Annotated in this window: 23 protein-coding genes; 19 read left to right on the forward strand and 4 right to left on the reverse strand. The window is 62.8% G+C overall.

The annotated features are described in order from the left end of the window. Positions 1–173: 173 nt before the first annotated feature. Positions 174–851, reverse strand: coding sequence for a ribulose-phosphate 3-epimerase (gene rpe, locus L4923_RS27680; RefSeq protein ID WP_239370326.1), 678 nt, complete (start codon positions 849–851; stop codon positions 174–176). Between the two features lie 169 nt (positions 852–1,020). Here rpe and L4923_RS27685 point away from each other — a divergent pair, with 169 nt between their 5' ends. Beyond that, positions 1,021–2,376, forward strand: coding sequence for a glutamine synthetase family protein (locus tag L4923_RS27685; protein WP_239370327.1), 1,356 nt, complete (start codon positions 1,021–1,023; stop codon positions 2,374–2,376). On the opposite strand, the gene L4923_RS27690 is transcribed toward L4923_RS27685, so the two are convergent. Then, positions 2,358–3,287: a LysR family transcriptional regulator gene (locus L4923_RS27690; protein ID WP_239370328.1), complete on the reverse strand. Its 930-nt coding sequence runs from the start codon at positions 3,285–3,287 to the stop codon at positions 2,358–2,360. The two genes, L4923_RS27685 and L4923_RS27690, sit on opposite strands and share 19 nt — an antisense overlap. Positions 3,288–3,429: 142 nt before the next feature. Between L4923_RS27690 and gstA the strand changes: the two genes are divergently transcribed. Then, a complete protein-coding gene (gene gstA / locus L4923_RS27695) occupies positions 3,430–4,056 on the forward strand; it encodes a glutathione transferase GstA (protein WP_239370329.1) in 627 nt (208 codons plus the stop codon). Between the two features lie 111 nt (positions 4,057–4,167). Next, entirely contained in the window at positions 4,168–4,842 is a 675-nt protein-coding gene (locus L4923_RS27700) for a glutathione S-transferase family protein (protein ID WP_239370330.1), read from the forward strand. A 46-nt stretch (positions 4,843–4,888) separates the two neighbouring features. On the opposite strand, the gene L4923_RS27705 is transcribed toward L4923_RS27700, so the two are convergent. Further along, positions 4,889–7,222, reverse strand: coding sequence for a heavy metal translocating P-type ATPase (locus L4923_RS27705; protein ID WP_239370331.1), 2,334 nt, complete (start codon positions 7,220–7,222; stop codon positions 4,889–4,891). Positions 7,223–7,289: 67 nt separating this feature from the next. Here L4923_RS27705 and L4923_RS27710 point away from each other — a divergent pair, with 67 nt between their 5' ends. Next, positions 7,290–7,715 (forward strand): MerR family transcriptional regulator, encoded by a 426-nt coding sequence (locus L4923_RS27710; RefSeq protein ID WP_239370332.1) that lies wholly within the window; start codon positions 7,290–7,292, stop codon positions 7,713–7,715. 38 nt (positions 7,716–7,753) lie between these two features. Here the strand turns inward: L4923_RS27710 and L4923_RS27715 are convergent, their stop codons facing one another. After that, on the reverse strand, positions 7,754–8,512 hold the full coding sequence (locus L4923_RS27715; protein WP_239370333.1) for an SDR family NAD(P)-dependent oxidoreductase: 759 nt from the start codon (positions 8,510–8,512) through the stop codon (positions 7,754–7,756). Between the two features lie 152 nt (positions 8,513–8,664). Between L4923_RS27715 and L4923_RS27720 the strand changes: the two genes are divergently transcribed. From L4923_RS27720 to L4923_RS27790, 15 genes are all read left to right on the forward strand, one after another. After that, the gene (locus tag L4923_RS27720; RefSeq protein ID WP_239370334.1) at positions 8,665–10,074 is read left to right on the forward strand and encodes an aldehyde dehydrogenase family protein; all 1,410 of its coding nucleotides are present in this window, start codon (positions 8,665–8,667) and stop codon (positions 10,072–10,074) included. Continuing rightward, positions 10,052–10,861, forward strand: coding sequence for an N-formylglutamate amidohydrolase (locus tag L4923_RS27725; RefSeq protein WP_239370335.1), 810 nt, complete (start codon positions 10,052–10,054; stop codon positions 10,859–10,861). Before L4923_RS27720 ends, L4923_RS27725 begins: the two co-directional genes overlap by 23 nt. Before the next feature lie 264 nt (positions 10,862–11,125). Then, complete coding sequence (locus tag L4923_RS27730; RefSeq protein WP_239370336.1) at positions 11,126–11,698, forward strand: helix-turn-helix domain-containing protein; 573 nt, start codon at positions 11,126–11,128, stop codon at positions 11,696–11,698. Positions 11,699–11,861: 163 nt separating this feature from the next. Then, positions 11,862–12,587: an ABC transporter ATP-binding protein gene (locus L4923_RS27735; protein WP_239370337.1), complete on the forward strand. Its 726-nt coding sequence runs from the start codon at positions 11,862–11,864 to the stop codon at positions 12,585–12,587. A gap of 42 nt (positions 12,588–12,629) precedes the next feature. Next, positions 12,630–13,784: an ABC transporter substrate-binding protein gene (locus L4923_RS27740; protein ID WP_239370338.1), complete on the forward strand. Its 1,155-nt coding sequence runs from the start codon at positions 12,630–12,632 to the stop codon at positions 13,782–13,784. A 53-nt stretch (positions 13,785–13,837) separates the two neighbouring features. Continuing rightward, complete coding sequence (locus tag L4923_RS27745) at positions 13,838–14,542, forward strand: ABC transporter ATP-binding protein (RefSeq protein ID WP_239370339.1); 705 nt, start codon at positions 13,838–13,840, stop codon at positions 14,540–14,542. Positions 14,543–14,545: 3 nt separating this feature from the next. Next, positions 14,546–15,445 carry a branched-chain amino acid ABC transporter permease gene (locus L4923_RS27750; RefSeq protein WP_239370340.1) on the forward strand — a complete coding sequence of 300 codons (900 nt, stop codon included), beginning with the start codon at positions 14,546–14,548 and terminating at the stop codon, positions 15,443–15,445. A 1-nt stretch (position 15,446) separates the two neighbouring features. After that, positions 15,447–16,532 carry a branched-chain amino acid ABC transporter permease gene (locus L4923_RS27755; RefSeq protein WP_239370341.1) on the forward strand — a complete coding sequence of 362 codons (1,086 nt, stop codon included), beginning with the start codon at positions 15,447–15,449 and terminating at the stop codon, positions 16,530–16,532. Positions 16,533–16,566: 34 nt separating this feature from the next. Further along, complete coding sequence (locus L4923_RS27760) at positions 16,567–17,961, forward strand: glutamine synthetase family protein (RefSeq protein ID WP_239370342.1); 1,395 nt, start codon at positions 16,567–16,569, stop codon at positions 17,959–17,961. Positions 17,962–18,442: 481 nt separating this feature from the next. Beyond that, the gene (locus L4923_RS27765; protein WP_239370343.1) at positions 18,443–19,732 is read left to right on the forward strand and encodes an NCS2 family permease; all 1,290 of its coding nucleotides are present in this window, start codon (positions 18,443–18,445) and stop codon (positions 19,730–19,732) included. 192 nt (positions 19,733–19,924) lie between these two features. Beyond that, positions 19,925–20,665 carry a FadR/GntR family transcriptional regulator gene (locus L4923_RS27770; RefSeq protein WP_239370344.1) on the forward strand — a complete coding sequence of 247 codons (741 nt, stop codon included), beginning with the start codon at positions 19,925–19,927 and terminating at the stop codon, positions 20,663–20,665. Positions 20,666–20,722: 57 nt separating this feature from the next. After that, positions 20,723–21,706, forward strand: a complete 984-nt coding sequence (gene denD / locus L4923_RS27775; protein ID WP_239370345.1) for a D-erythronate dehydrogenase — start codon at positions 20,723–20,725, stop codon at positions 21,704–21,706. Between the two features lie 2 nt (positions 21,707–21,708). After that, the gene (locus L4923_RS27780; protein ID WP_239370346.1) at positions 21,709–22,479 is read left to right on the forward strand and encodes an SDR family oxidoreductase; all 771 of its coding nucleotides are present in this window, start codon (positions 21,709–21,711) and stop codon (positions 22,477–22,479) included. A gap of 87 nt (positions 22,480–22,566) precedes the next feature. Beyond that, positions 22,567–23,640 (forward strand): ABC transporter ATP-binding protein, encoded by a 1,074-nt coding sequence (locus L4923_RS27785; RefSeq protein WP_343304333.1) that lies wholly within the window; start codon positions 22,567–22,569, stop codon positions 23,638–23,640. An 86-nt stretch (positions 23,641–23,726) separates the two neighbouring features. Further along, positions 23,727–24,339, forward strand: a 613-nt coding sequence (locus L4923_RS27790) for an ABC transporter substrate-binding protein (RefSeq protein ID WP_239370347.1), incomplete at its 3' end; no start/stop codon positions are given.

A 24,339-nucleotide genomic window follows, 5' to 3' on the forward strand; every position in this document is an offset into this window, starting at 1 on the left:
CCTGAGGACGGTCGCCCGCCGCCGAAGCTGCCGGCTATGCACGGCCGGTAGCTTCGGCCGCCAATCTACACCAACCCGCTCAAACAATCCTGAGGTGCGAGCCCGCAAGGCATTGGAGAGATTGTAAAGCCAGGCGGGCGAGCCTCGAAGGACGCACCCCCAATGAACACCGATCAGAGCGCTGCCTTGTCCGCAGCCGTCCTGATCGCCGCGATGTTGCTGCGATAGGCGTCGACCGTGCCGCCCTTGAACACGGCAGCACCGGCGACCAGCACGTTGGCGCCGGCCGCCGTGACCAGCGGCGCGGTTTCCGGCGAAACACCGCCATCGATCTCGATGTCGATCGGCCGGTCGCCGATGAGCGCCTTCACGCGCTTCACCTTCTCGACCACCGCCGGGATGAAGGCCTGTCCGCCGAAGCCGGGATTGACCGTCATCAAAAGCACGAGGTCGAGACGGTCGAGCACATATTCGATGACACTTTCCGGCGTGCCGGGGTTGAGCGAGACACCGGCTTTCTTGCCGAGATTGCGGATGGTCTGTAGCGAACGGTCGAGATGCGGACCGGCTTCGGCATGCACGGTGATGCCGTCGCAGCCGGCATCGGCGAACGCTGCCAGATAAGGATCGACCGGCGCGATCATCAGATGGCAGTCGAAATAGGCCTTGGTGCGGTTGCGGATCGCCTTGATGACCGGCGCTCCGAAAGTGATGTTGGGCACGAAATGCCCGTCCATGACGTCGAGATGGATCCAGTCGGCGCCGGCTTCGACGATCGCCTCGACCTCGTCACCGAGCCTGGAGAAATCGGAGGACAGCACCGAAGGTGCGATAAGGGTTTTTCCGGTCATGGCCGCTCCCGCAACTCTGTTTGCCACCGCCTAACCGCATGAGTGCCGGTTGTCGACAGGAATCGGCACACGCTGATCCACAACTTCGGGTCAGCTTGACCGGCGCTGGGCGCAATGCCAGCTTCGCCCGGCAATGCGGCTCTCAACAAGAAAGGCATAGGTGCTCAAATTGAGCGAATCACAACAGTTGAAGGAATGGATCGAAAAAAACGGCCCGATCGAAAGCGTTCAGGCCGTGGTCTGCGACCTGAACGGTATCATGCGTGGCAAGCGCATCCCGGTTGAACAGGCATCCAAGGTTCTCGGCGGCGGCATCCGCATGCCACTGTCCATCGTCGGCGTCGACGTATGGGGCGAGGACATCATCGGTAGCACCCAGGTTTTCGCCACAGGTGACGGCGACGGCATATGCGAGGCGACGGGACGCGGGCCACTGCCGGTCAGCTGGACCTCGCGGCCGAGCGCGCTCATCCCGCTGCAATTGTCGCTGGAGGATGGCCGCCCTTTCCTGGCCGACCCCCGGCAGGCGCTCGCAGCGATCGTCGCGCAGTATCGCGAACTGGGACTGAAGCCGGTCGTGGCGACGGAAATGGAATTCTACCTGATCGACCCGGAACCTGACAGCGCCATGCCGCCGATCTCGCCCTATACGGGCAAGCGGCTCGATTCCGACGCTATTCTCTCCATCGATGAACTGGATGATTTCGGCGAGTTCTTCTCCGACGTCTACAAGGAATGCGCGAGACAGGGTGTGCCGGCCGACGCCGCGATTGCCGAGAACGGCATCGGCCAGTTCGAGATCAATCTTCTGCACACCGACGATCCGCTGAAGGCGGCGGATGACAGCGTCTTCTTCAAACGCATCGTCAAGGGCGTGGCCCGCAAGCACGGGCTGGCCGCCACCTTCATGGCCAAACCTTACGGCATGCGTTCGGGCAATGGCATGCATGTCCATTTCTCCCTTCTCAACGAGAAGGGCGAGAACGTCTTCGATGACGGCACCGCCGAGGGCTCGCCAGTCCTGAAGAACGCTGTCGCGGGCCTGCTGCGCGGCATGGCGGAAACGACGCTGATGTTTGCACCCCACTACAATTCCTACCGCCGCCTGCGGCCCGACACGCACGCGCCGACATCGATCTCCTGGGGTTACGAAAACCGCACGGCAGCGATCCGCATCCCGGGCGGCAATCCAAAGGCGCGGCGCATCGAACACCGTGTCGCCGGGGCGGATTCCAATCCCTATCTTGTCCTCACGGCGATCCTGGGGGCAGCGCTGGTTGGTATCCGGAACGGCTGGAAACCGACGGCGCCGCAAACAGGGCGGGCCTATTCGGCCAAGAAGCAGCGCAAGATCCCGGCTGAATGGGGCCAGGCAGTGGACGCATTCGAGAGCGGCCCGATCGCGGCAGAGATCTTTGCGCCCGTGCTGAGGCAGATGATGGTCGCCTGCAAGCGGCAGGAGATTGCCGGTTTTGCAGAACAGGTGACGGACTACGAGTTCAGCGCCTATCTGGAGATCGTGTAGCCCGCGCTACGAGGCATACGCCCTTCGAACAGATCGCGCTCTCGGGCCAGCCCGTCGCCGACCTGTTCGAAGAAGGCACGGACCCTTGCCGTCCGTTTCAGGTCGGCATGGGTCACGATCCAGAACTCGCCTTCGAGATCGGGCAAGGGGTCCGGCCGCACACGCACGAGGCCGGGATCGCTGTCGCCGAGATAACAGGGCAGCAGCGCGATACCGATACCGGCCTTTGCCGCGACCGATTGATTGACGAGGCTGTTGGTGCGGTAGACGAAGGCGCTTTCCGGCGCTGCGCGATCCAGCCATTCAGCAGCCTGGATACCGGCAGCCCCTTCTTCCCAGCCGATGATATCTTGGCGATCGCCGATGTCGGCAACCGGGCCATCGAGCGCCTCCAGATATGAAGGCGCGGTAAAGAAAGTCCAGGCCGCCGCACAGAGCTTGCGTCCCCACAGGTCGCCTTCCTTGGGACGAACCGGTCGCAGCGCGATGTCAGCTTCGCGTCGTGACAGACTGAGCACGCGATTGTCGATCAGCAGCTCGACCACGATGCCGGGATTCGTCCGGCGAAACGCCGCCAGATGGTTCGGCAACCGGCTGTAGGCCAGCGTTTCCGAAGACGTCACTCGCAAACGCCCCGACAGCCGATGGTCGGAACCCGCAATATCGCGGTCGAGCGCCAGTGTCTCGTCCTCGACGCGCTCCGCGGTCGCCGCCATGCGCTCGCCGGTGGTGGTGGCCTGATAAAGACCGCCGGGCAGGCGCTCGAACAGGCGAACGCCGAGACGGGCCTCCAAGACATTCAGCCGGCGAAAGGCCGTCGAGTGATCGACGCCCAGTGCCTTGGCGGCACCGGTCAAGCTTCCCTCGCGTTGGACTGCCAGGACCAGCCGCAATTCATTCCAGTCATCCATGCCAGTTTGCTAGCACGTCCGGGCCTTGCAGTCATGCAAACGCAACAGGCAAAATCTCAACGCGCAATGCGTGGATGCCAACCCTATTCTCCATGGTGGAGGTCGCCGACGGCGGCGACACCAATCCTCGGAAGGATCTGCCATGAAGCTCTACTACGCCACCGGCACTTGCTCGCTCTCGCCGCACATCGTCGCGCTGGAAGCTGGCATCGCGCTGGACCTTGAAAAGGTCAACCTCGCCAAAACCCCACATCCGACGGAAACCGGCGCCGACTTCACGGCCGTCAACCCGAACGGCTATGTGCCAGCGCTCGTACTGGACGACGGCTCGGTGCTGACCGAAGGCGCAGCCATCGTGCAATATCTCGCCGACCTCAAGCCAGGCTCGGCGCTGATGCAGCCGGCAGGAACAGCCGAGCGCTATCGCCAGCAGTCCTGGCTCAACTTCATCGCCAGCGAGCTGCACAAGATGTACAGCCCCTGGCTGTTCCATCCCGAATACGGTGTGCAGGCGCAGGACGTCGCGCGCAAAATGCTCGCCAAGCGATTGGCGTTCGTCGAAAACCACCTGGCGAAGTCGGGCCCTTATCTCACTGGCGACCGCTTCAGTGCGGCCGACGCCTATCTCTTCACCATCGTCGGCTGGTCGGCTTTCACCAAGGTCGACCTTGCAGCCTTCCCGCACCTTCGCGCTTTCATGGATCGCGTCGGCGCGCGGCCGAAAGTGCGCGAAGCGATGCAGGCCGAAGGCATGAAGATCGCGGCTTAGAGCAATTCCAGGAAAAGTGCGTAGCGGTTTTCCGTCCGGAATTGCGGAAAACAAAGAGTTAGAACATTTCCGCGTTTCCGTGAAAAACGGAAACGCTCCAAGGAGGCTCCCATGCAAACACTGACCCTCGTCAGCCATCATCTGTGCCCCTATGTGCAGCGCGCTGCGATCGCGCTTACCGAAAAGGGCGTGCCCTTCGAAAAAGTGCTCATCGACCTTGCCGACAAGCCGTCTTGGTTCCTAGCCGTGTCGCCACTCGGCAAGGTGCCGCTGCTGATCGTACGGCAGCCCGACCGGCCACAGGCGGTACTCTTCGAAAGCTCCGTGATCTGCGAATACATCGAAGAGACAAGGGCGGGGCCCAAGCTGCATCCCAGCGACCCGTTGCTACGCGCTCAGCATCGCGCCTGGATGGAGTTCGGCTCGACCATTCTCTCCGACATATGGGGACTGGAAACGACGCCGGAGCCTGCGATCTATGAACAGAAGCGCGCTGTCATTGCAGAAAAGTTCGAGAGGCTGGAAGGGGTCCTCGGCGATGGACCCTATTTTGCCGGAAAGGATTTCAGCCTCGTCGACGCGGTGTTTGCGCCGGTGTTTCGCTACTTCGACCTGTTCGACACGATTGCCGAAACCGCCGTCTTCGCCAAAACACCACGCGTCCGCGCCTGGCGGGCGATGCTGGCGGAACGGCCGAGCGTGAGACAGGCCGTCGGGACGGACTATCAGGATCGGCTGCATGCGTTCCTGCGCAGGCATGACGCCTACCTGCTGAAGGCGGCTTAGCGGGCACGGAAGGCGCCACCCTAACGCGGCGCCTTCACGCCATCGATCAGGCCGTGACCTGTTTCGCCGCGCCAAGCAGGCGCAACGCATTGATCGTCACCAGAACGGTGGCACCCGTGTCGGCCAGGATCGCTGGCCAAAGGCCGGTGACGCCGATCACCGTGGTGACAAGGAACACCGCCTTCAGGCCGAGCGCGATGGTGATGTTCTGACCGATGTTGGACATGGTGCGCCTCGAAAGTGCGATCATTCCGGCGATGTCGCCGACACGTCCATGCAACACGGCCGCATCGGCGGTCTCGAGCGCAACGTCGGTGCCGCCACCCATGGCGATGCCGACATCGGCGGCAGCGAGCGCCGGTGCATCATTGATGCCGTCGCCGACCTTGGCGACCGCATAGCCCTCGCGCTTCAACTCACCGACAATGCGTTGCTTGTCCTCAGGCAGCAATTCGGCACGCACCTCGATGCCGAGCTGCTTGCCGATGGCCACAGCAGTGCGGGCATTGTCGCCTGTCAACATCACGGTCCGGATGCCACGATCCGCCAGGGCCTGCAGGCCGGCCCGCGCATCGGGACGTGGTTCGTCGCGCATCGCCAAGGCACCGGCAAGCCTGCCGTCGGCAAGCAGAAGGGAGACGGTCTTGCCTTCGTCGTTCAGCGCGGCGATGCGGCTCGACTGGCCGGCGCTGAGCGGCACACGCTCGGCCACGGCCTGAGGCGAACCAAGAAAAATCTCGGTACCGTCGACGATGCCCGAAACGCCCTTGCCGCCGAGAGCCTTGGCGCCGGTAGCCTGCGGCACCACGATGCCGTCGGCTTCGGCGCGGCCGAGGATGGCCTTGGCAAGCGGATGGGACGAACCGGTCTCCAGCGCGGCTGCCAATCGCAACACTTCTCCAGCTGGCAAGCCGAAACCGTCGATATCGGTGACCTTCGGCTTGCCCTCGGTCAGCGTACCCGTCTTGTCGAAGGCGACTGCGGTCGTCTTGCCGAGGTTCTCCAGCACTGCGCCGCCCTTCATGAGCAGGCCACGTCGCGCACCCGAGGAAAGCGAGGCGGCAATTGCTGCCGGGGTCGAGATGACCAGCGCGCAGGGGCAGCCGATCAGAAGAATGGCCAGGCCCTTGTAGATCCATTCGTCCCAGGCTCCGCCCATTGCCAACGGCGGGATGATGGCGACGAGCGCGGCGAAGACGACCACGCCGGGCGTATAATATTTCGAAAAGCGATCGATGAAACGTTCGGTCGGCGCTTTCGATTCCTGCGCTTCCTCGACGAGGCGCACGACACGAGCAATGGTGTTGTCCGCTGCCGCCGCCGTCACCCGCACGCGCAGCACCGCATCGCTGTTGACCGTGCCGGCATAGGCGTTGGAATCCGGCACCTTGCGCACCGGCACGCTTTCTCCGGTGACCGGCGCTTCGTCGACCGCGCTTTCACCCGAGACGACGATGCCATCCGCCGGGATGCGGTCGCCCGGACGCACCATGATGATTGAACCGACGGCGAGTGTTTCCGCCTGCACTTCGCTCACCTTGCCGTCTTGCTCCAGCAGTGCCGTCTTCGGCACCAGCGCAGTCAGTGATTGGATCGAGGCACGCGCCTTGCCGGCCGCAACTCCTTCGAGCAATTCACCGATGAGGAACAGGAAGACGACGGCTGCGGCTTCTTCCGTGGCGCCGATGATGACTGCACCGATGGCAGCAATGGTCATCAGCATCTCGATGGAGAAAGGCGTGCCGACAAAGGCGGCCGCGATGGCGCGGCGCGCGATCGGCACGAGGCCGACCAGCATGGCGACGGTGAAGATCCAGGTTTCATAGCCGGGAACCAGCTTGCCGATGCCATAGGCGACGGCCAGAGCAAGGCCGGCGGCGATGGTCAGCTTGCCCTTGCCGGACTTCCACCACGGGCCGGAACCCGGAGCATGGTCATGGCCGTGCAGGCCTTCGACTTTGGCGCTGTCCATTGCTGCTGGCTTGGCTGCTCCAAGAGAGGCGTGATCGTGCCCGGAATGGTCGTGGCCTGCGTGATCATGGTCATGGTGGTCATGATCATGACCCGAGTGGTCATGCCCGGCGTGATCGCCATGATCATGGCCACAGCCACATGCATCGTCCTTGTTCGCAGCGGCAGGGACGGAGCTGTTTGCCGGCATCCGGGACAGCTTGTAGCCAAGACCAGTCACCCGCTTTTCGAGAGCGGGTACAAGTGCCGTGTCGCCATCGAACTTCACGGTCATCATGCCACGCGTCACCGAAACGGAGACATCCTCGACACCTTTCAGGCGCCGCACGGCGGTGTCGATCTTCGATGCGCAGGAGGCGCAATCCATACCGTCGACGCGGTAGCGCATCTGCTCTGATGCTCGTGCCATGATCATTCCCTTGATTATGTTCGAGCAGACGCTACATCCTCTAGCGACTAGAGGAGCAAGAGGAAAAATGAAGTCCGAATTGACGATCGGTGACGTGGCCAGAGAGAGCGGTGTGAAAGTGCCGACCATCCGCTATTACGAGCAGATCGGACTGCTGCCCGAGCCGCCACGCACGGACGGCAATCGGCGCTTCTACGATCAAAAAGGACTGCGCCGGCTTGCCTTCATCCGCCACGCTCGCGAGTTGGGCTTCGAAGTTTCCGCCATCCGCACCTTGCTCGCGCTGCAGGATGATCCGGCTCAGCCCTGCGCGACGGCCGACGCCATCGCCAAGGCGAGGCTGGTCGAGGTGGAACAGCGCATCGCCAGCCTGATGGCGCTAAAGGCGGAGCTGGAAGTGATGGTGGAGGAATGTCGGCATGGGCGGCTCGCCGAGTGCCGGGTGATCGAGGTTTTGGCCGATCACGGCAAATGCATGCACGACCATCACTAAAAGAATGGCGCCGCCGGTCGAACCGGCTGTTACCCCGATTACATACGCATTAAGAGACCGCCATCGACGGCAAGTTCGATGCCGGTGATGTAGCTGGCGGCGTCGGATAGCAGGAACAGGGCGGCATTGGCCATATCCTGCGGCGTGCCGATGCGGCCGAGCGGTGCGTAGTTCGCGACAGCCTGGCGTTTTTCCTCCGTATCCCAGCGCGCCTGCAGCGGCGTCAGCGCCATGCCCGGGCAGATGGCATTGGAACGGATGCGCTCCGCGGCGAGCTGCATGGCCAAGGATTTCGACAGCGCACAGACGCCGGCCTTCGATGCCTGATAGGCGTCCTGCGGGGCAGGGTCGCCGCGATACCATTGGATCGTGGAGAAATGCACCATGGCGCCGCCGCGCCCGCTGGAGCGCATGAAGGGCACCACCGCGCGCGCTGTGTGGGCGAACGACTTCAGGTTGATGTTGAAGACCTGATCCCACACGTCGAGGTCCATCTCCAGCACCGACTTGTCGCGGCCGAACCACAGAACGCCGGCGACATTGGCGAGATAGTCGACGCCGCCACGCGCGTTGCCGGCCTCACCGACAACCTTTTGGACAAAGGCCTCATCGGTGAGGTCGCCCTGCGCATAGGTTAGTTTGTCGCCGAAAACGTCGAGTGATGCCGGACATTCCTTGACGTCCACCGCCGTCACCGCTGCCCCGGATTGAAGCAAGGCAAGCGCAATCGCCTCGCCCATGCCGCCGCCGGCCCCCGCGACAACCGCATGCCTGCCGCTGAAATCAAACTCGATCATCGATACCCCTCCTCCGTTCAGCATTTGCCGTTGGAGCGGACAATAGGGACCTGCACACAATCCATCAAGCCGGAATAGAAAAAATTTGCCAAAATGGAAAATCCAGATATCGTGTGGAAATAAACCCCAGCGAGCCGGCGGATACCCACACCATGAACCTGCGCACCGAAATCCGGTCCTTCCCTGTTACTTCTCCGGTCGATGGCTCCATCTATGTTCGCCGCAACTATGCCGACGCCGCCGCCATCGATGCCGCAGTGGCCAGGGCACGGGCGGCACTGAAGCCCTGGCAGGCAACGCCGCTAACCGAGCGGCTGGCGATCCTGCTAAGGTTTGGCGAAGAGATGAAGGCACGCGCCAGCCAACTCGCCGAAATGGTTGCGTGGCAGATCGGCCGCCCGCTCTGGCAAGCCGACGAGACACCGCGCCTGGCGCTGATCGGCGAATTGCTGGCTGACGGCGCCGCAGAGTCGTTGGCCGACGTGCCTTATCCCTCGGAGGAGAACATCCGCCGTTATGCGCGCCCGATCCCCGGAGGCCTGCATCTGTCGATCTGCGCCTGGAACTATCCGACGGCGATGCTCGGTTATCTGGTGACGGCGCCGCTGGCGGCCGGCAATGTGGTGATCTTCAAGCATTCGCCGCAAACGCCCCTGATCGCGGAGGTGGCTGAGGAAGCCTTCCGTGCCGCGGGCGGTCCCGACGGCGTCTTCCAGAGCCTGCATCTCGACCATGCCGATGCCGAAAGGCTGATCGCCTCTGGTACCTTCAACGCCGTCAATTTCATCGGTTCCGTCAATGGCGGCCGTCGCGTTCACGCCGCCGCTGCCGGCACCTTCACGCAGGTGCATCTCGAGCTCGGCGGGAAGGATCCGACCTATGTTCGCGCCGACGCCGATCTCGATGCCGCCGTGGCGCAGATCGCCGAAGGCACCTATTCGAACGCCGGCCAGTCCTGCTGCTCGGTCGAACGCATCTATGTGGACCGCAGGGTTCACGATCGTTTCGTCGACGCGCTGGTGGCCGAAACCGCAAAGTGGACGATCGGCCATCCGATCGAGGAAAAACCGATGGTCGGCCCTTTGGTGCGTGCAACGGCAGCCGAGACGATCCGTGGCCTGTCAGAGCAAGCCGTTCGGGCCGGCGCCAGGCGATTGATGCCCGATACCGCCACGCAAAAGGCAGCGGGGCTTGGTGCGGCCTATGTTGCCCCCGACGTGCTTGTGGATGTCGACCACTCGATGCCGATCATGCGCGACGAGCTGTTCGGACCGGTCGCCTGCGTCCAGGCGGTTGACGGCGACGAACAGGCGATCGGCCTGATGAATGACAGCGACTACGGATTGAGCGCCAGTATATGGACGCAGGACATCGACCATGGCACGGCACTGCTCGACAAGGTCGAAGCCGGCACGGTCTACCTCAACCGCTGCGACCACGCTGACCTTTATCTGCCCTGGGGCGGCATCAAGAACTCGGGAATGGGCCGCACCAACGGCCGCTCGGGCCTGATCGAAGCCACGGCAGCGAAATCCTACCATGTCCGCTCCAAGATCGTCTGATATTCGCCTGGAATCCGCCGAAGCCGAGGCACTTGCGGCCGATGCCGTCGAACGCCTGCTGCCTGAAGCGACCAGCCCATATTTGCTGATTGCCGAGCATGCCGGCAACAAGGTGCCGGCACCGTGGCGTGATCTTGGCCTCGCAGCACCTTATCTCGCAACGCATTTCGCCGTCGATCTCGGCATCGATGGACTGACGAGGAGGCTTTCGCAGCGCCTCCAAGCGCCAGCGGTAGTGGCGCATTATTCGCGGCTTTTTCTCGACTATAACCGCCCTATCGAGGAATGGGATTACATGCGTCCCGACCTCGGCGGCATTCCCGTACCAGGAAACCTCGACGTGAGCGATGACGATCGCAAGCTGCGCCGACAGGTCGGCTGGGCGCCGCTGGAACAGGCGATTACGGATGGCATACCGGGACGTAAAGCCCTCATCTCGATCCACTCTTTCACGCCCGTCATGGGTGGCGTGCGGCGCAATGTCGATATCGGCGTCCTGTGGCGCGAACCGTCGCCCTTTCTGTCCGCTATTCTGCGGGCGATGCAAGCCGGGGGCCATGCAGCCGGGCTGATTGTCGGCGACAACGAACCCTACGATTGGCGCCAGGCCGTCGGCTACACACTGAACCGGCACGGCCTGCAGCAGGGCCTGCCGTGCTTCTATCTCGAAGTCCGCAACGACCTGCTCACCGAGCCCTATCGTCTGGAGCAAGTCAGCCGGGTGCTGGAGGACAGTCTTTCCGAGGTAGCGAAAACCCTATGGCCGGATCACGCGGTAGCCGTCTAAGGCGTTTCCGCTTTTCGCGGAAACGCTCCGCTCTTTTGGTTACGCAATTCCGGACGCAAAACCGCTGCGCACTGTTTGCTGGAATTGCTCGAAGCGCTGGACGCTCGCAAGCGCTCTCGCTACAGCTTGCCGAAGGCGATTTCGGAGAATTGTCGCACCGATTTTGGACCATGGCACGTGCTTAACGGACGACAGATGCAACAATTATTCGAAATCGCCTGAATGGAAACACGACAGCCAAGGGCGCGGACGATGCAAGGCAATGTGGGATCCAAGATTCGGGATGCGCGCAAGCAGCAGAACATCACGCTACGCGAGCTCAGCGAGCGCTCCGGCCTTTCGGTTTCGCAGCTGTCCAAGCTGGAGAACGGCAAGGCCCGGCTGACCGTCGACGTCGCGCTCACCATAGCCGGCGTGCTGCACGTGCCGGTGGCATCCTTCCTGTTCAGCCCGAAACCGGGCATGCAAGCCAGGCGCTCGATCACCCGCGCCGGGAGCGGCGTGCTGCACGAAGGCAATGCCATGGTCTTCGAGGTTCTGTGCAGCGATTTCCGCGACAAAACCAACATTTTCTGGCGCGTTACGCTGCATGCGAAGTCGTTCGAGGAAAATGGCGGCTGGCGCAGCCATTCGGGTGAGGAATTCATCCATGTGCAGAGCGGCAGCCTTGAGTTGCACACCATCCACTATGATCCGGTGATCCTGCAGCCGGGCGACAGCATCTTGTTCGACGGCGAAATGCAGCACGCTTATGTGTCGCTAGGCGACGAGCCGACAATCATGCTGATGTCGAACACCGTCCCGCGCGACAGCATTCCGAACGCCATCGCCGGCTGAACAGGCTGGACACCCCATCCGCCGCGCCTCATCTCCGGACCTAGAGCAATTACTTTTTCCAAAATGGAAAAAAATGCTTGTTATGGAAAAGCTCCAGGTCTAGCATCCTGAAAGCCAGCCGAAGGGAGCAAACAGCCCACGGCCGGAATGGGAGGCGAAACCGATGTTGTCGGTGGAGGCAGTCAGCAAGACATTTGGCGGAGTGCAGGCGTTGCGCCGGGCTTCGCTATCTTGCGCCACAGGCGAAATCCTCGGCCTGATCGGCCCCAACGGCGCTGGGAAGTCCACGCTCGTGAATGCTATTTCCGGTGTGCTCCGGCCGGACGCCGGCAGCGTCAGATTGGCGGATCGCGACCTGACGGGGCAAGGTCCCGAAGAATGCGCCCGCGCCGGCATTGCCCGAACCTTCCAGAACATCCGCCTGTTCAAGGAGCTGACGGTCCGCCAGAACGTCGAGGTCGCGCATATCACCTGCCGTGACGTGCGCCCCGACGCTGCCGGCCGCATCGATATCGACAGGTTGCTCGCGCAGTACGAACTCGATGCGGCAGCTGATGTGCCCGCGGGAACCCTTTCCTATGGCAGCCAGCGACGGTTGGAGATCGCACGCGCACTTGCGCTCGGCCCATCACTGCTTCTGCTCGACGAGCCAGCCGCCGGCCTCAACGAAAGCGAATCCGAGACGCTGGCCGAGGCGATAGAGGCCATCCGCCGCGATTTCGGCTGCGCGATCATCGTCATCGATCACGACCTGCGCTTCATCAACCGGCTCTGCGACCGGCTCTGCGTCATGGACCAAGGCCAGGTCATCGCCTCGGGCGGCACGGCGGACGTCTGGCGCGATCCGCGCGTCATCGAAGTCTATGTCGGCCAGGCGCAGCCATCGTGATGGCGCCGGCATCCGCAGGACAAGAACAAGGGAGGGTTCGAAATGGATAAACTGACTTTGGGAGCCGCTGTTCTGACGGCCGGGCTGCTGCAGGCAGCCCATGCGGGAGCGAGCGAACTCAAGATCGGCCTGGCTGTCGCCATGACGGGCACCTATGCGCCCTATAGCGAAGCGGAAGGCGCGCGCTGCATGGCCGACAAGCTGAACAAGGCGGCAGGCACGAATGATCCTAAGATCGAACTGATGATCGAGGACAATCGCTCCGATCCACAGCTTTCGGTTTCGCTCGGCCAGAAGTTCCTCGACGCCGGCGCGCAGGTCATCACCGGGGTTCCTTTTCCGGATGCCCTGATCCCGACCGCCCAGATCGCCGAGCCTTACGGCGCGACCGTCTTTTCGGCACCCAACACACAGCTCGAGATGCAGCAGGCCGGCCTCGAAAATTTCATTGCTGGCGCCGTGCCGGACCCGATCAACGCCGCTGCGACCGCGAACGCATTGTATGGCAAGGGCGCACGGACGGTGGCGCTGCTGGTTTCGCCCGATGCCGGTTCCTATTCGGAAAAACTCCCGGAATGGTTCGGTGAGGTGTTCGAGCATCTGGGCGGCAAGATTGTCTCCAAGCTCAACTACTCGTGGGGCACTACCGATTGGTCGCCGCAGATCGCCTCGATCAAGGCCCTGCCGCAGAAGCCCGACGGCATCCATGTCTGCGGCGTGCTGCCGGATGTCGGTATCCTCATCAGGCAGTTGCGTGCCAATGGCTATGACGGCTGGGTCGCAGGTTGCGACGCCTTCGACGACAAGTCGCTGGAGGGGACCGTCGGCGATGTGGCAGCGCTGGAGAAGGTGATGTTCACCACTCACGGTGCCACCGGCATCGATGGGCCGATCGATCAATTCCTCGCCCAGTGCAAGGCTGACGGCTACAAGGTGAACGGCATCTTCGACGCGATGGGAGCCGACATGGTTCAGGTGAGCTACGAGGCTGCCAAGAAGGCCGGCACGACAGAGGCAGCGGCGTTGCGTGAAGCGATCCGTGCACCCGGCGGTTATCCCGGCATCACAGCGCCGACGATCTCCTTCGCTGAAAAGAAGGGTTACCCGGTCAAGGCCGTTCCGGTCATGGGATTCGCCAACGGCAAGCGCGTGCTGATCACCGATACGCCACCCAGCTATGTTCCGGCCCTGAAGTAAGAGGGTCGCCTCACCATGATATCCCGCGCTGTCTCGCAAATCCGGATGCCATCGTGTTGACGGTCGAGAACCTGTCCGTCCGCTACGGTGCGGTCGCAGCCGTGCGCGAATTATCCCTTTCGATCGAGCCGGGCCAACTTGTCGCCCTGCTTGGCCCGAACGGTGCCGGCAAGAGCTCGACCATCAACGCACTGACCGGCCTGGTTGCGCCAATGGCGGGACGGATCGTGTTCGACGGCAAGGACATCTCGCGCACACGTACCGAGGATCGGATTCGCAGGGGTCTGACTTCGACACCGGAAGGCAGGCACATCTTCGCCAACCTGACCGTGGGCGAGAACCTGCGGCTTGGTGCAGCGACGCGCCGCGATCCGAAAGGCGTACGCGCGGATATCGATCGGTTCCTGGCGCTGTTTCCTGTCCTTTCGGAACGCTACGCCCAGGCTGCCGGCACTCTTTCGGGCGGCGAGCAGCAGATGCTCGCCATCTCACGTTCCCTGATGTCGCGGCCAAAACTGCTGCTGCTCGACGAGCCCTCGCTCGGGCTCGCGCCACGCATCGTCGCACAGATCTTCGATTTCATCGGTCAGTTGAAAGCCGAAGGGATGACCCTTTTAGTGGTCGAGCAGAACGCGACACAAGCTTTGCGTTTCGCCGACCGCGTCTATGTCGTGAGTTCGGGCGCACTGCGCTATGATGGGCCGCCGGCAAAACTTGCCGACGAGCACGGCCTCCTCAACCTCTATCTCGGCGGGTAGGCCATGGATTACGCCCTGCAACAGCTCCTGAACGCGCTGGCCTTCGGTGCGGAATATTCGCTGGTGGCACTCGGGCTCGCCGTCGTCTTTTCGATCATGGGCCTGGTCAATTTCGCCCATGGCGAGATCATCGGCGTTTCGGCCTACAGCGTGTTCCTGGCGGCAGCGCTCGGCCTGACCTCGCCGATCGTCGCGGTGCTGCTTGCGGTGGCGGCTGCAGCGCTTGCCGCCGTGACATTCGAACGCGTCGCCTTCCGGCCCGTGCGCTATGCGCCGACCACGACGGGCCTGCTGACGGCGTTCGGCGTGTCGATCGTGGTGCAGAACCTTTTCATGCTGCTGATATCGCCGAAGCCGCAGTCGGTCTCGATCCTCAATGGCCTCAACCAGATGTGGTTCTTCGGACCGTTCGCTGTGTCGTCGCTGCAGGTCATGGAGCTTGTGGTCTCGGGCCTCACCATCCTTGCCCTGGTGCTCTTCCTCAGCCGGTCGACACTCGGCCTCGCCATCCGTGCGGCGTCGCGCGACTTCGCCACGGTCCGGCTGATGGGCATCCGCGCGAATCGTGTGATCGCAACGGCCTTTGCCATTTCCGGCGCACTCGCCGGCATTGCAGCCGTGTTCATCCTGGCGCGGCGCGGCTCGGTCTCTCCCGATCTCGGTTTCGGCCTCGTGCTGAAAGCTTTCGTGGCCTGCGTCCTCGGTGGCTTCGGCTCACTGGCCGGTGCTGCCGCCGGCGGCATGCTGCTCGGCTTCATCGAGGTCGGCCTGCTGGTGGCACTGCCGCAGGAGTATGGAGGCTTCAAGGACGCGCTCACCTACGTGATCATCGTCGCATTGCTCGTCTACCGGCCGGAGGGCCTGCTCGGGCAGCGGGTCGAACTGGGCGACAAGGAGATCTGAGATGAGCGAAAGCGCAGTCGCTGCCCGTCCGTCGGATGCCGTGACGCCTGCCGGCAACGGTAAGTTCCGTCGCTCGCTGTTCGGCGGGCTCGTCACCGCGCTGCCGGTCGTCCTGATCGGCCTCGCCATCCTGGGTTTCGCACCAGCCTACTATATGCATCTGGCGCTGGCCGCATTCGTCAACCTGATCATCGTGGTCGGTCTCCAGATATTCATGGGCAACAGCAACATCGCCAATCTCGGCCACAGCGCCTTCGTCGGTGTCGGAGCCTATGGCGTGGCGGTGCTGTCGACTCCATTGGCGATGAAGAAACTGTCCATCCCCAATGCGCCATTCGGGCTCGCCTTCGTGGAGCTGAATCCTTTGGCCGCCGCTGTCCTTGCGCTGTTGGTCGTTGCCGTCCTTGCAGCGATCAGCGGCAAGATCATCAGCCGGCTCTCAGGCGTCGCCGCCACGATCGTCAGCCTGGCGCTGCTCATCATCGTGCATTCGGTGTTCCTGAATTGGACTGACCTGTTCAAGGGCAACCAGGCCTTCTTCGGTATCCCCAAGGTGATCAACCTGCCGGCGATGCTGGTTGCATCGGTTGCCGTGATCGTCATCGCCCGCCTCTTCAAGGACAGCCGCTGGGGCCTGCAGCTTCGCGCCAGCGCCCAGAGCCCGCAGGCGGCGGCAGCGTTCGGGATCGACGCGAAACGCCTGCGGCTGGTGGCCTGGGTGCTGTCCGCGCTCATCTGCGGGCTGGCCGGCGTGCTTTTTGCCTACTTCGCCGGGACGATCAGCCCGAAGCTGTTCTACTTCCAGCAGATCTTCATCACGCTTGCCATGCTGATCTTAGGCGGCATGGCGACGGTGACCGGCGCCGTCACCGGCGTGATCGTGCTTTCGATCGGGCTCGAATTTATCCGCAGCATCGAATCCGGCGTGACCATTGCCGGGGTCCAGCTGCCGCAGTTGCTTGGCCTCTCGGGCGTGGCGCTTGGTGTCGTCATCGTGCTCTGCATGGCTTTCAGGCCGGGTGGAATCAGCGGACGGCTCGAACTCGACGAGCAGCTTTCCAGGCTTTTCCGGCGCGATGCCCGCTAGGCGGCACCGATATTTTCTCAGGGTGGAGGACAAAGTGGAGTTTGAGGACAAGGTCGCCGAGTACGGGCCGAAGCTCGAAGCATTGCAGGAGAAACTGGCATTGGATGGCGTCGAGTTCATCCAGGTGCACACGGTCGATACGTCGGGTGCCTTCCGCTCGAAGATCGCGCCGCTGAAGCTTTCGCGCTACGGAGAAGCGATCAACGCCATTCTCTATTGTGTGGCCCATGGCGACGGCCAGCCGATCGGCGATGTCGCCTTCGCTTCGGCGACCGCGAACGAGGAAAATGGCTTTCCAAACATCAAAGGCATCATCGATCCGGCAACCGTGGTACAGCATGGCTGGAAGCCGGAATACGCCTCCGCGATCACCTTCTCGTACATGCTTGACGGCTCGCCCTGTCCCTACGATCCACGCGGCGTTCTCGCGCGCGTCGAACAGCGCGCGGCGGCGCTCGGCTATGAGCCGCGCTTTGCGCTGGAATACGAGTTCGGCATCTTCCATGCCGATCACGACCTGATGCGCGCCGGCCGCTACCGCGAGCTTAAGCCATGGGGCCACTCGCTGACCAACTACGACCTGGTGCGCAGCGGCGAATATCAGGACTTCGCGGCCGAACTGATCCGCCGCATGAAGAGCATCGGCATCGGCATCGCCTCGCTGGTCACCGAGTATGGTTTCGGCATGTATGAATATGCGCTGACGCCGAAAACCGCCCTGCAGGCAGCGGACGAGGCGATGCGCGCCAAGCTGCATCTGCGCGAACTCTGCGCGGAACGCGGATTGGTTGCCACTTTCATGACCCGCTTTCAGCCGCCCGGGAAGGAAAGTGCATGCGGCGCGCACCACCATGTCAGTCTCTGGAAAGACGACAAGCCGGCCTTTGCCGCAGGGCCTAATAAGCTGACACCGGTGGCAGAGAAATTCCTGGCCGGCGTGCTCAACCGCATGCAGGAGACGCATCTCCTGTTCCGGCCGACCGTCAACTCATATCGCCGGTTCGACCGCGGGGCGTGGTCGCCGGAAGATGTAGCCTGGGGTTTCGAGAACAGGACCGCGCCGATCCGCGCCATCACCACGCCGAATGACGGTGCCTGCCGGTTCGAGCATCGGGCACCGGGTGCCGACATCAACCCTTATTTGTCGGTCGCCGCGATCCTCGCCGCCGGTTGCGAGGGCATCGAGAAGGGCTTGCCCCTGGAAGCCCCAGTGAGCGGCGACCTGGCCTTACTCGACAAACCCAAGCTGCCACGCACGTTGAACGCCTCGATCGAAGCTTTCGCAAATTCCGATTTCTGCGCCGAAGCGTTCGGCGAAGCCTTCCGCGACAATTATGCGGAAAGTCGCCGCGCCGAGCAGGCTGCCTTCGAAGCCTGGCAGGCTTCGCATATCACCGACTTCGAGTGGCAGCGCTACTTCATCAATTGACCTGCCTGCACGGACGCTGGATGACGGCGTCCGTGCTCCAAACCGATCGGCTTATCTCCTCTGTTGACATTGTGCGATCCGCCATCAACATGTTGATCGTTTCTTATTGGCCATCGCGGTGCCTATCCGTGCCGAAACCACAGTCGACAGGCCACGCCGACCCTTCCCATAGCTTTTTGATATTCGCGAAAATCGCGAAACTGTTTGCGGCAAAGCGGCCCGATTGGGCCCTTGCGCCAGACAAATGAGCGGAAGTACTTCAAGATAACTTGAGCGGGCGAGTGCGCCTCATGTCTGCTTGTCGATCACTCCGGCAGGAGAGATCGCCATCGTGCGCCGGCAAACCGGTGCATCCAGACTGTCTGCGTTCAACGAAGGTCAAGACCGCGTCCCGTGCCATGCACAGCGCGGCATCGGATTGCGGACGGCAAGGGGGCCGTGCGCGGGCGGTGAGGAGGAAACGGGCAGCGGAGGAAAAGCTATGCTCGAGAAGTATTTCGAACTGAAGGAACTGGGGACGTCGGTGCGGATCGAAGTGATCGCCGGCATCACCACCTTCCTGACCATGTCCTACATCATCTTCGTCAACCCGGAGATCCTCTCGTCGACCGGCATGGACAAAAGCTCCGTGTTCGTCGCTACCTGTCTGGCTGCAGCGCTCGGCTCGCTGATCATGGCGCTGGTGGCCAAGTGGCCCATCGGCATGGCGCCCGGCATGGGCCTCAACGCGTTCTTCGCCTTCGGCGTCGTCGGCGCCATGGGCTTCACCTGGCAGCAGGCACTGGGCGCCGTCTTCATCTCAGGCGTGATCTTCCTGATCCTGACGGTGACCGGCATCCGCAGCTGGCTGATCGCCGGCATCCCGCATTCGATGCGCAGTGCGATTGCCGCCGGTATCGGCATGTTCCTGGCCATCATCGCGCTGAAAAGCTCGGGCATCGTCATCGCCAGCGAAGCCACTTTCGTGACGCTCGGCCATCTGACGACGACCGGGCCGTTGCTTGCCATCCTCGGCTTCTTCATCATCGCGTCGCTGGACGGCCTCAAGGTTCCAGGCGCCATCCTGATCGGCATCCTGGCGATCACCATCCTGTCCTGGATCCTCGGCGTCAGTCAGTTCCAAGGCATCGTCTCGATGCCGCCTTCGATCGCGCCGACCTTCCTGCAGCTTGACATCGTCGGTGCCATGCATAGCGGCCTGGTGCATGTCATCCTGGTGTTCGTGCTGGTCGAAGTGTTCGACGCCACCGGCACGCTTATCGGTGTCGCCAAGCGCGCGCGCCTGATCGAAGAAGGCAAGCCGAACCGCCTTGGCCGCGCTTTGCTTGCAGACAGCAGCGCGATCGTCGCCGGCTCGCTGCTCGGCACCTCTTCGACCACCGCCTATGTGGAAAGTGCTTCCGGCGTGCAAGCCGGCGGCCGCAGTGGCCTGACCGCTCTGGTCATCGCGGTGCTGTTCCTGGCCGCGCTGTTCATCTCGCCGCTCGCCGCATCGGTGCCAGTCTACGCAACCGCACCGGCGCTGCTCTATGTCGCCTGCCTGATGATGCGCGAGTTGATCGAGGTCGACTGGACCGAGATCACGGAAGCAGCACCGGCCGCGCTGACGGCACTGATGATGCCGTTCACCTACTCGATCGCCAACGGTCTCGCTTTCGGCTTCATCAGCTATGCCGTGCTGAAGACGGCGACCGGCAAGTTCCGCGAAGTGCATCTGGCTACCTGGCTGGTGGCAATCCTGTTCGTCATCCGCTTCGCCTTCGTGGAATAAGCTTCGACGACGAACGAGAAAGCCCCCGCCGGTATCTGACCTGCGGGGGGCTTTTTCGTATCCGCGATGGCGTTCCGTAGCCGTTCGCCAGGCGAAACAGCTCCGCGTTTGCACCGCTCGTTGACAGGTCTCTCCGCGTCCGCATAGAGTCCTTGTCTACTGGACCGACCAGTGTATCAGCGGTGATTGTGAATGGTCGGCAACGACATCCTCTCGCAGGTTCCGGAACTCAGGCCCAGCCTGACGCGCCGCACTGCGCGTGATGTCATCGCCGACAAGCTGATGTCGCTGATTGCCACCGGAGTTCTCGGGGCAGGCGACGAGCTGCCCGGCGAACGCGAGCTGGCGGCGGCGCTCGATGTCAGCCGCGAGACGGTGCGGGGCGCTATCCAGGCCCTTTCGGCACGCGGCATCGTGGAAGTGTCGCAAGGCAGCCGTACCCGGGTCTCCAATGTGGATTTGACGCATGTCCCGGTGACGATCGCTGCACCCAGCGCGATCGACAGTTATGATCTCGGCTCCGTCCATGCAGCTCGGCTACTCATCGAACTGAAGGTTGTCGGCGACGCGGCCGAGCGTATCGGTGAGGCGGAGCTGGCGCGGCTGGAGAGTTCGCTTGCGGCACAGCAGGTGGCCAATTCCGACCCTATCCGCTTCCTGATCTGCGACCGGGAATTCCATGTCACGATCTATCGCGCTTGCGGCAACCCGCTGCTCGCCGACTTCGTGACCGATCTCTACACCTACATGATGGAACATCGCCGCTATGCGATGGCTCGCCCCGGCGCGATCGCGGCAAGTTATGCGGATCATGTCGCCATCGTCGAGGCGCTGCGGGCACGTGACCGCACGGCGGTCGTCGCGTCTTTCAAAGCACATCTGGAACGTATCCACGACACCACCAGGGAAATGCTGGAGGGTCGCGGCAGCTGATGCCGAAGCCGGAGACAGATCTGGGGCAGCCGCCCCCTGAGGGAGGAATACTGGTAGATGCATGTGCTCATTATCGGCGCGGCCGGCATGGTCGGCCGCAAGCTGCTGGATCGGATTGCGCACGAAGACGGTGTTCTCGGCGGCGAAGTGACCCGCCTGACGCTGGTGGATGTGGTCGAGCCAACGGCTCCCGGACCGCTTGACGCGATTACCCGTTCGCTCGCGCTTGATCTTTCCGATGCAGGAGCTGCCGCACAGCTGATCGCGGAACGGCCCGATATCATCTTTCATCTCGCAGCGATCGTTTCCGGCGAGGCGGAAGCCGATTTCGAAAAGGGTTACCGCGTCAATCTCGACGGCACGCGCGCGCTCTTCGACGCCATCCGTGCTGAAGGCTTGAAAGAGCCTTACAGGCCACGCGTCATCTTCGCATCGTCGGTGGCCGTGTTCGGCGCACCATTTCCTGAAAAGATCGGCGACGAGTTCTTCACCACGCCGCTCACCAGCTACGGTACGCAGAAAGCGATCGCCGAACTGCTGCTGGCCGATTATAGCCGGCGCGGCATCTTCGACGGCATCGGCATCCGCCTGCCGACGATCTGCGTGCGCCCCGGCAAGCCGAACAAGGCCGCGTCGGGATTCTTCTCCAACATACTGCGCGAGCCGCTTGCCGGGCAGGAGGCGGTGCTGCCAGTCGAAGAGGATGTGCTGCACTGGTTTGCCAGCCCGCGTTCCGCCGCAGGCTTCTTCGTCCACGCCGCCACGCTCGATCTTGAAAAGGTGGGGCTCCGCCGCAACCTGACCATGCCTGGCCTTTCGGCGACCGTCCGCGACGAGATTGCTGCGCTCGAGCGGGTTGCCGGCGCAAAGGCCGTCCGCCTCATCCGGCGTGAGCCGGATGAAACCATCCGCCGGATCGTCGCCGGCTGGCCACGTGACTTCGACGCGCGCCGGGCGGCAGAACTCGGCTTCAAGGCCGAAACCCGCTTCGACGACATCATCAGGGCGCATATCGAGGACGAGCTTGGAGGCAAGATCTGATCATGGCGAGTGAACCCGCAAAGACAAAGATCGCCGTGGTGACCGGCGGTGGCACGGGTGTCGGCAAGGCGATTGCCGAGGCCCTTCTCGGGGCCGGTTTCACGGTCGTGATCACCGGCCGAAGACAAGAGGTTCTGGACGCCGCGGCAAGTGAGCTGACCAAGGCAACCGGCGGCAAGGTGCGGCCGATAAAGGCCGATGTCGGCGATCCCAAATCGGTCGCGGCGCTGTTCGACGCGATCAAGTCCGAGTTCGGCAGGCTCGACCTTCTGGTGAACAATGCCGGGATGGGCACGCCGCCGGTGCCGATGGAGGAGATCACCTTCGAGCAGTGGAGCGCGATCGTCGGCGCCAATCTCACCGGCGCATTCCTGTGCACGCAGCAGGCGTTCAGACTGATGAAAGCGCAGGAGCCCCGTGGTGGACGCATCATCAACAACGGCTCGATCTCGGCCCAGACGCCGCGGCCCAACTCGGCACCTTATACGGCGACCAAACACGCGATCACCGGGCTGACCAAGTCGACCGCGCTCGACGGCCGACCGTTCGACATCGCGTGCGGGCAGATCGACATCGGCAACGCAGCGACCGACATGACCTCGAAGATGGCCTCGGGCGTGATGCAAGCCAATGGCGAGATCGCCAGCGAACCGACGATCCCCGCCAGTCACGTCGGCGATGCGGTGGTCTACATGGCGAGCTTGCCGCTCGAGGCCAATGTGCTGACCATGACCGTCATGGCGACGACGATGCCCCTGGTGGGCCGGGGATAAGCAGAACTGCACTGGGGCTTGGGGAACGCAATACGGGAACAAATAACGACAGCCGAAACGCACAGGTGAATTCTGGGAGGAAAGATTGTGGCGTCAGTCGACTTCGTGAATGTCAGGAAATCGTTCGGAACCCATCCGGTCATAAAGGGTGTGGATGTCGAAATCGCCGACGGTGAATTCGTCATTCTGGTCGGACCGTCAGGCTGCGGGAAATCGACGCTGCTGCGCATGCTGGCGGGTCTGGAAAACATAACGGCCGGCGAAATCCGCATCGGCGAAAAAGTCGTCAACCAGCTCGCGCCGAAGGAGCGGGACATCGCCATGGTGTTCCAGAATTACGCGCTCTATCCGCACATGACGGTGGCCGAGAACATGGCGTTCTCGCTCAAGCTGAAGGGCGCATCGAAGGCCGAGATCGAAACGCGGGTGAAGCCCGCCGCCGAAATCCTTGGCCTCTCCGCCCTGCTCGGACGCTATCCGCGCCAGCTTTCCGGCGGCCAGCGCCAGCGCGTCGCGATGGGACGGGCCATCGTTCGCGATCCGCAGGTGTTCCTGTTCGACGAACCGTTGTCCAACCTCGACGCGAAGCTGCGCGTCGCCATGCGGGCCGAAATCAAGGAATTGCATCAGCGGCTGAAGACGACCACCGTCTATGTGACGCATGACCAGATCGAAGCCATGACCATGGCCGACAAGATCGTCGTCATGCATGACGGCGTTGTCGAGCAGATCGGCGCGCCGCTCGAACTCTACGACCGTCCGGCCAATCTTTTCGTTGCCGGCTTCATCGGTTCGCCGGCCATGAACTTCATCAAGGGCCGCCTCGACCCCAATGACGGCCGCCGGTTCCTTGCCGAGGACGGCACCATGCTGCCGGTGAACGCCGCATCCGAAACAGCCAAGGGCAAGGACCTCATCTACGGCCTGCGGCCCGAGGGCATAAAGATCAATGGTGACGGTATTCCCATGACCGTCGTCGTGACCGAACCCACCGGCTCCGAGACGCAAATGACGGCGAAGCTCGCCGGCACGGACATCGCTTGCGTCTTCCATGAGCGCGTCTCGGTCAAGCCGGGCGAGACGATCAACGTCTCGATCGACACCCGCTCCACGCATCTGTTCGATGCCGATAGCGGGCAGCGGATCCAGGCCGCTTCCTGAGCGACCGCATAACGGCGTGTGCTGCCTCGGGACAGCGCAACGCCGGCAGATAATGCAATCCCGCAAACCAGGATGGAGGAAAAACAATGACGATCAACAGACGTGATCTGCTTGCCGCTTCTGCCGGACTTGTTGCGACGACCGGCCTCGGGAAATTCGGGATGACACCCGCCTTCGCCCAGGCCGCGGAGCCGAAATACACGCCTGAACAAGGCGCAAGCCTGCGTTTGCTGCGCTGGACGCCCTTTGTGAAGGGCGACGAGGACGCCTGGCTCGCCAACACCAAGAAATTCACCGAAGCGACGGGCGTCGAGGTGCGTGTCGACAAGGAGAGCTGGGAGGACATCCGTCCGAAGGCAGCCGTGGCGGCGAATGTCGGCTCCGGCCCGGACATGGTGATGTGCTGGTTCGACGACGCGCACCAGTATCCGGACAAACTGCTCGATCTGACCGAACTCGCCACCTATCTCGGCGACAAATATGGCGGCTGGTACGAAGGCATGCGCGGCTATGCCGTGCGCGACGACAAGTTCATAGCCCTGCCGCTGGCAGCGATCGGCAACGCCGTGGTCTACCGCGACAGCCATATGAAAGCTGCCGGCTTCAGCGAATTTCCGAAAGACACGGCCGGTTTCCTTGAACTTTGCAAGGCAATGAAGGCCAAGGGAACACCGGCCGGCTTCCCGCACGGCAAGGCGG

The sequence above is a fragment of the Terribium retamae genome (genome assembly GCF_022347545.1).
In the GTDB taxonomy this organism is placed as follows: domain Bacteria; phylum Pseudomonadota; class Alphaproteobacteria; order Rhizobiales; family Rhizobiaceae; genus Mesorhizobium; species Mesorhizobium retamae.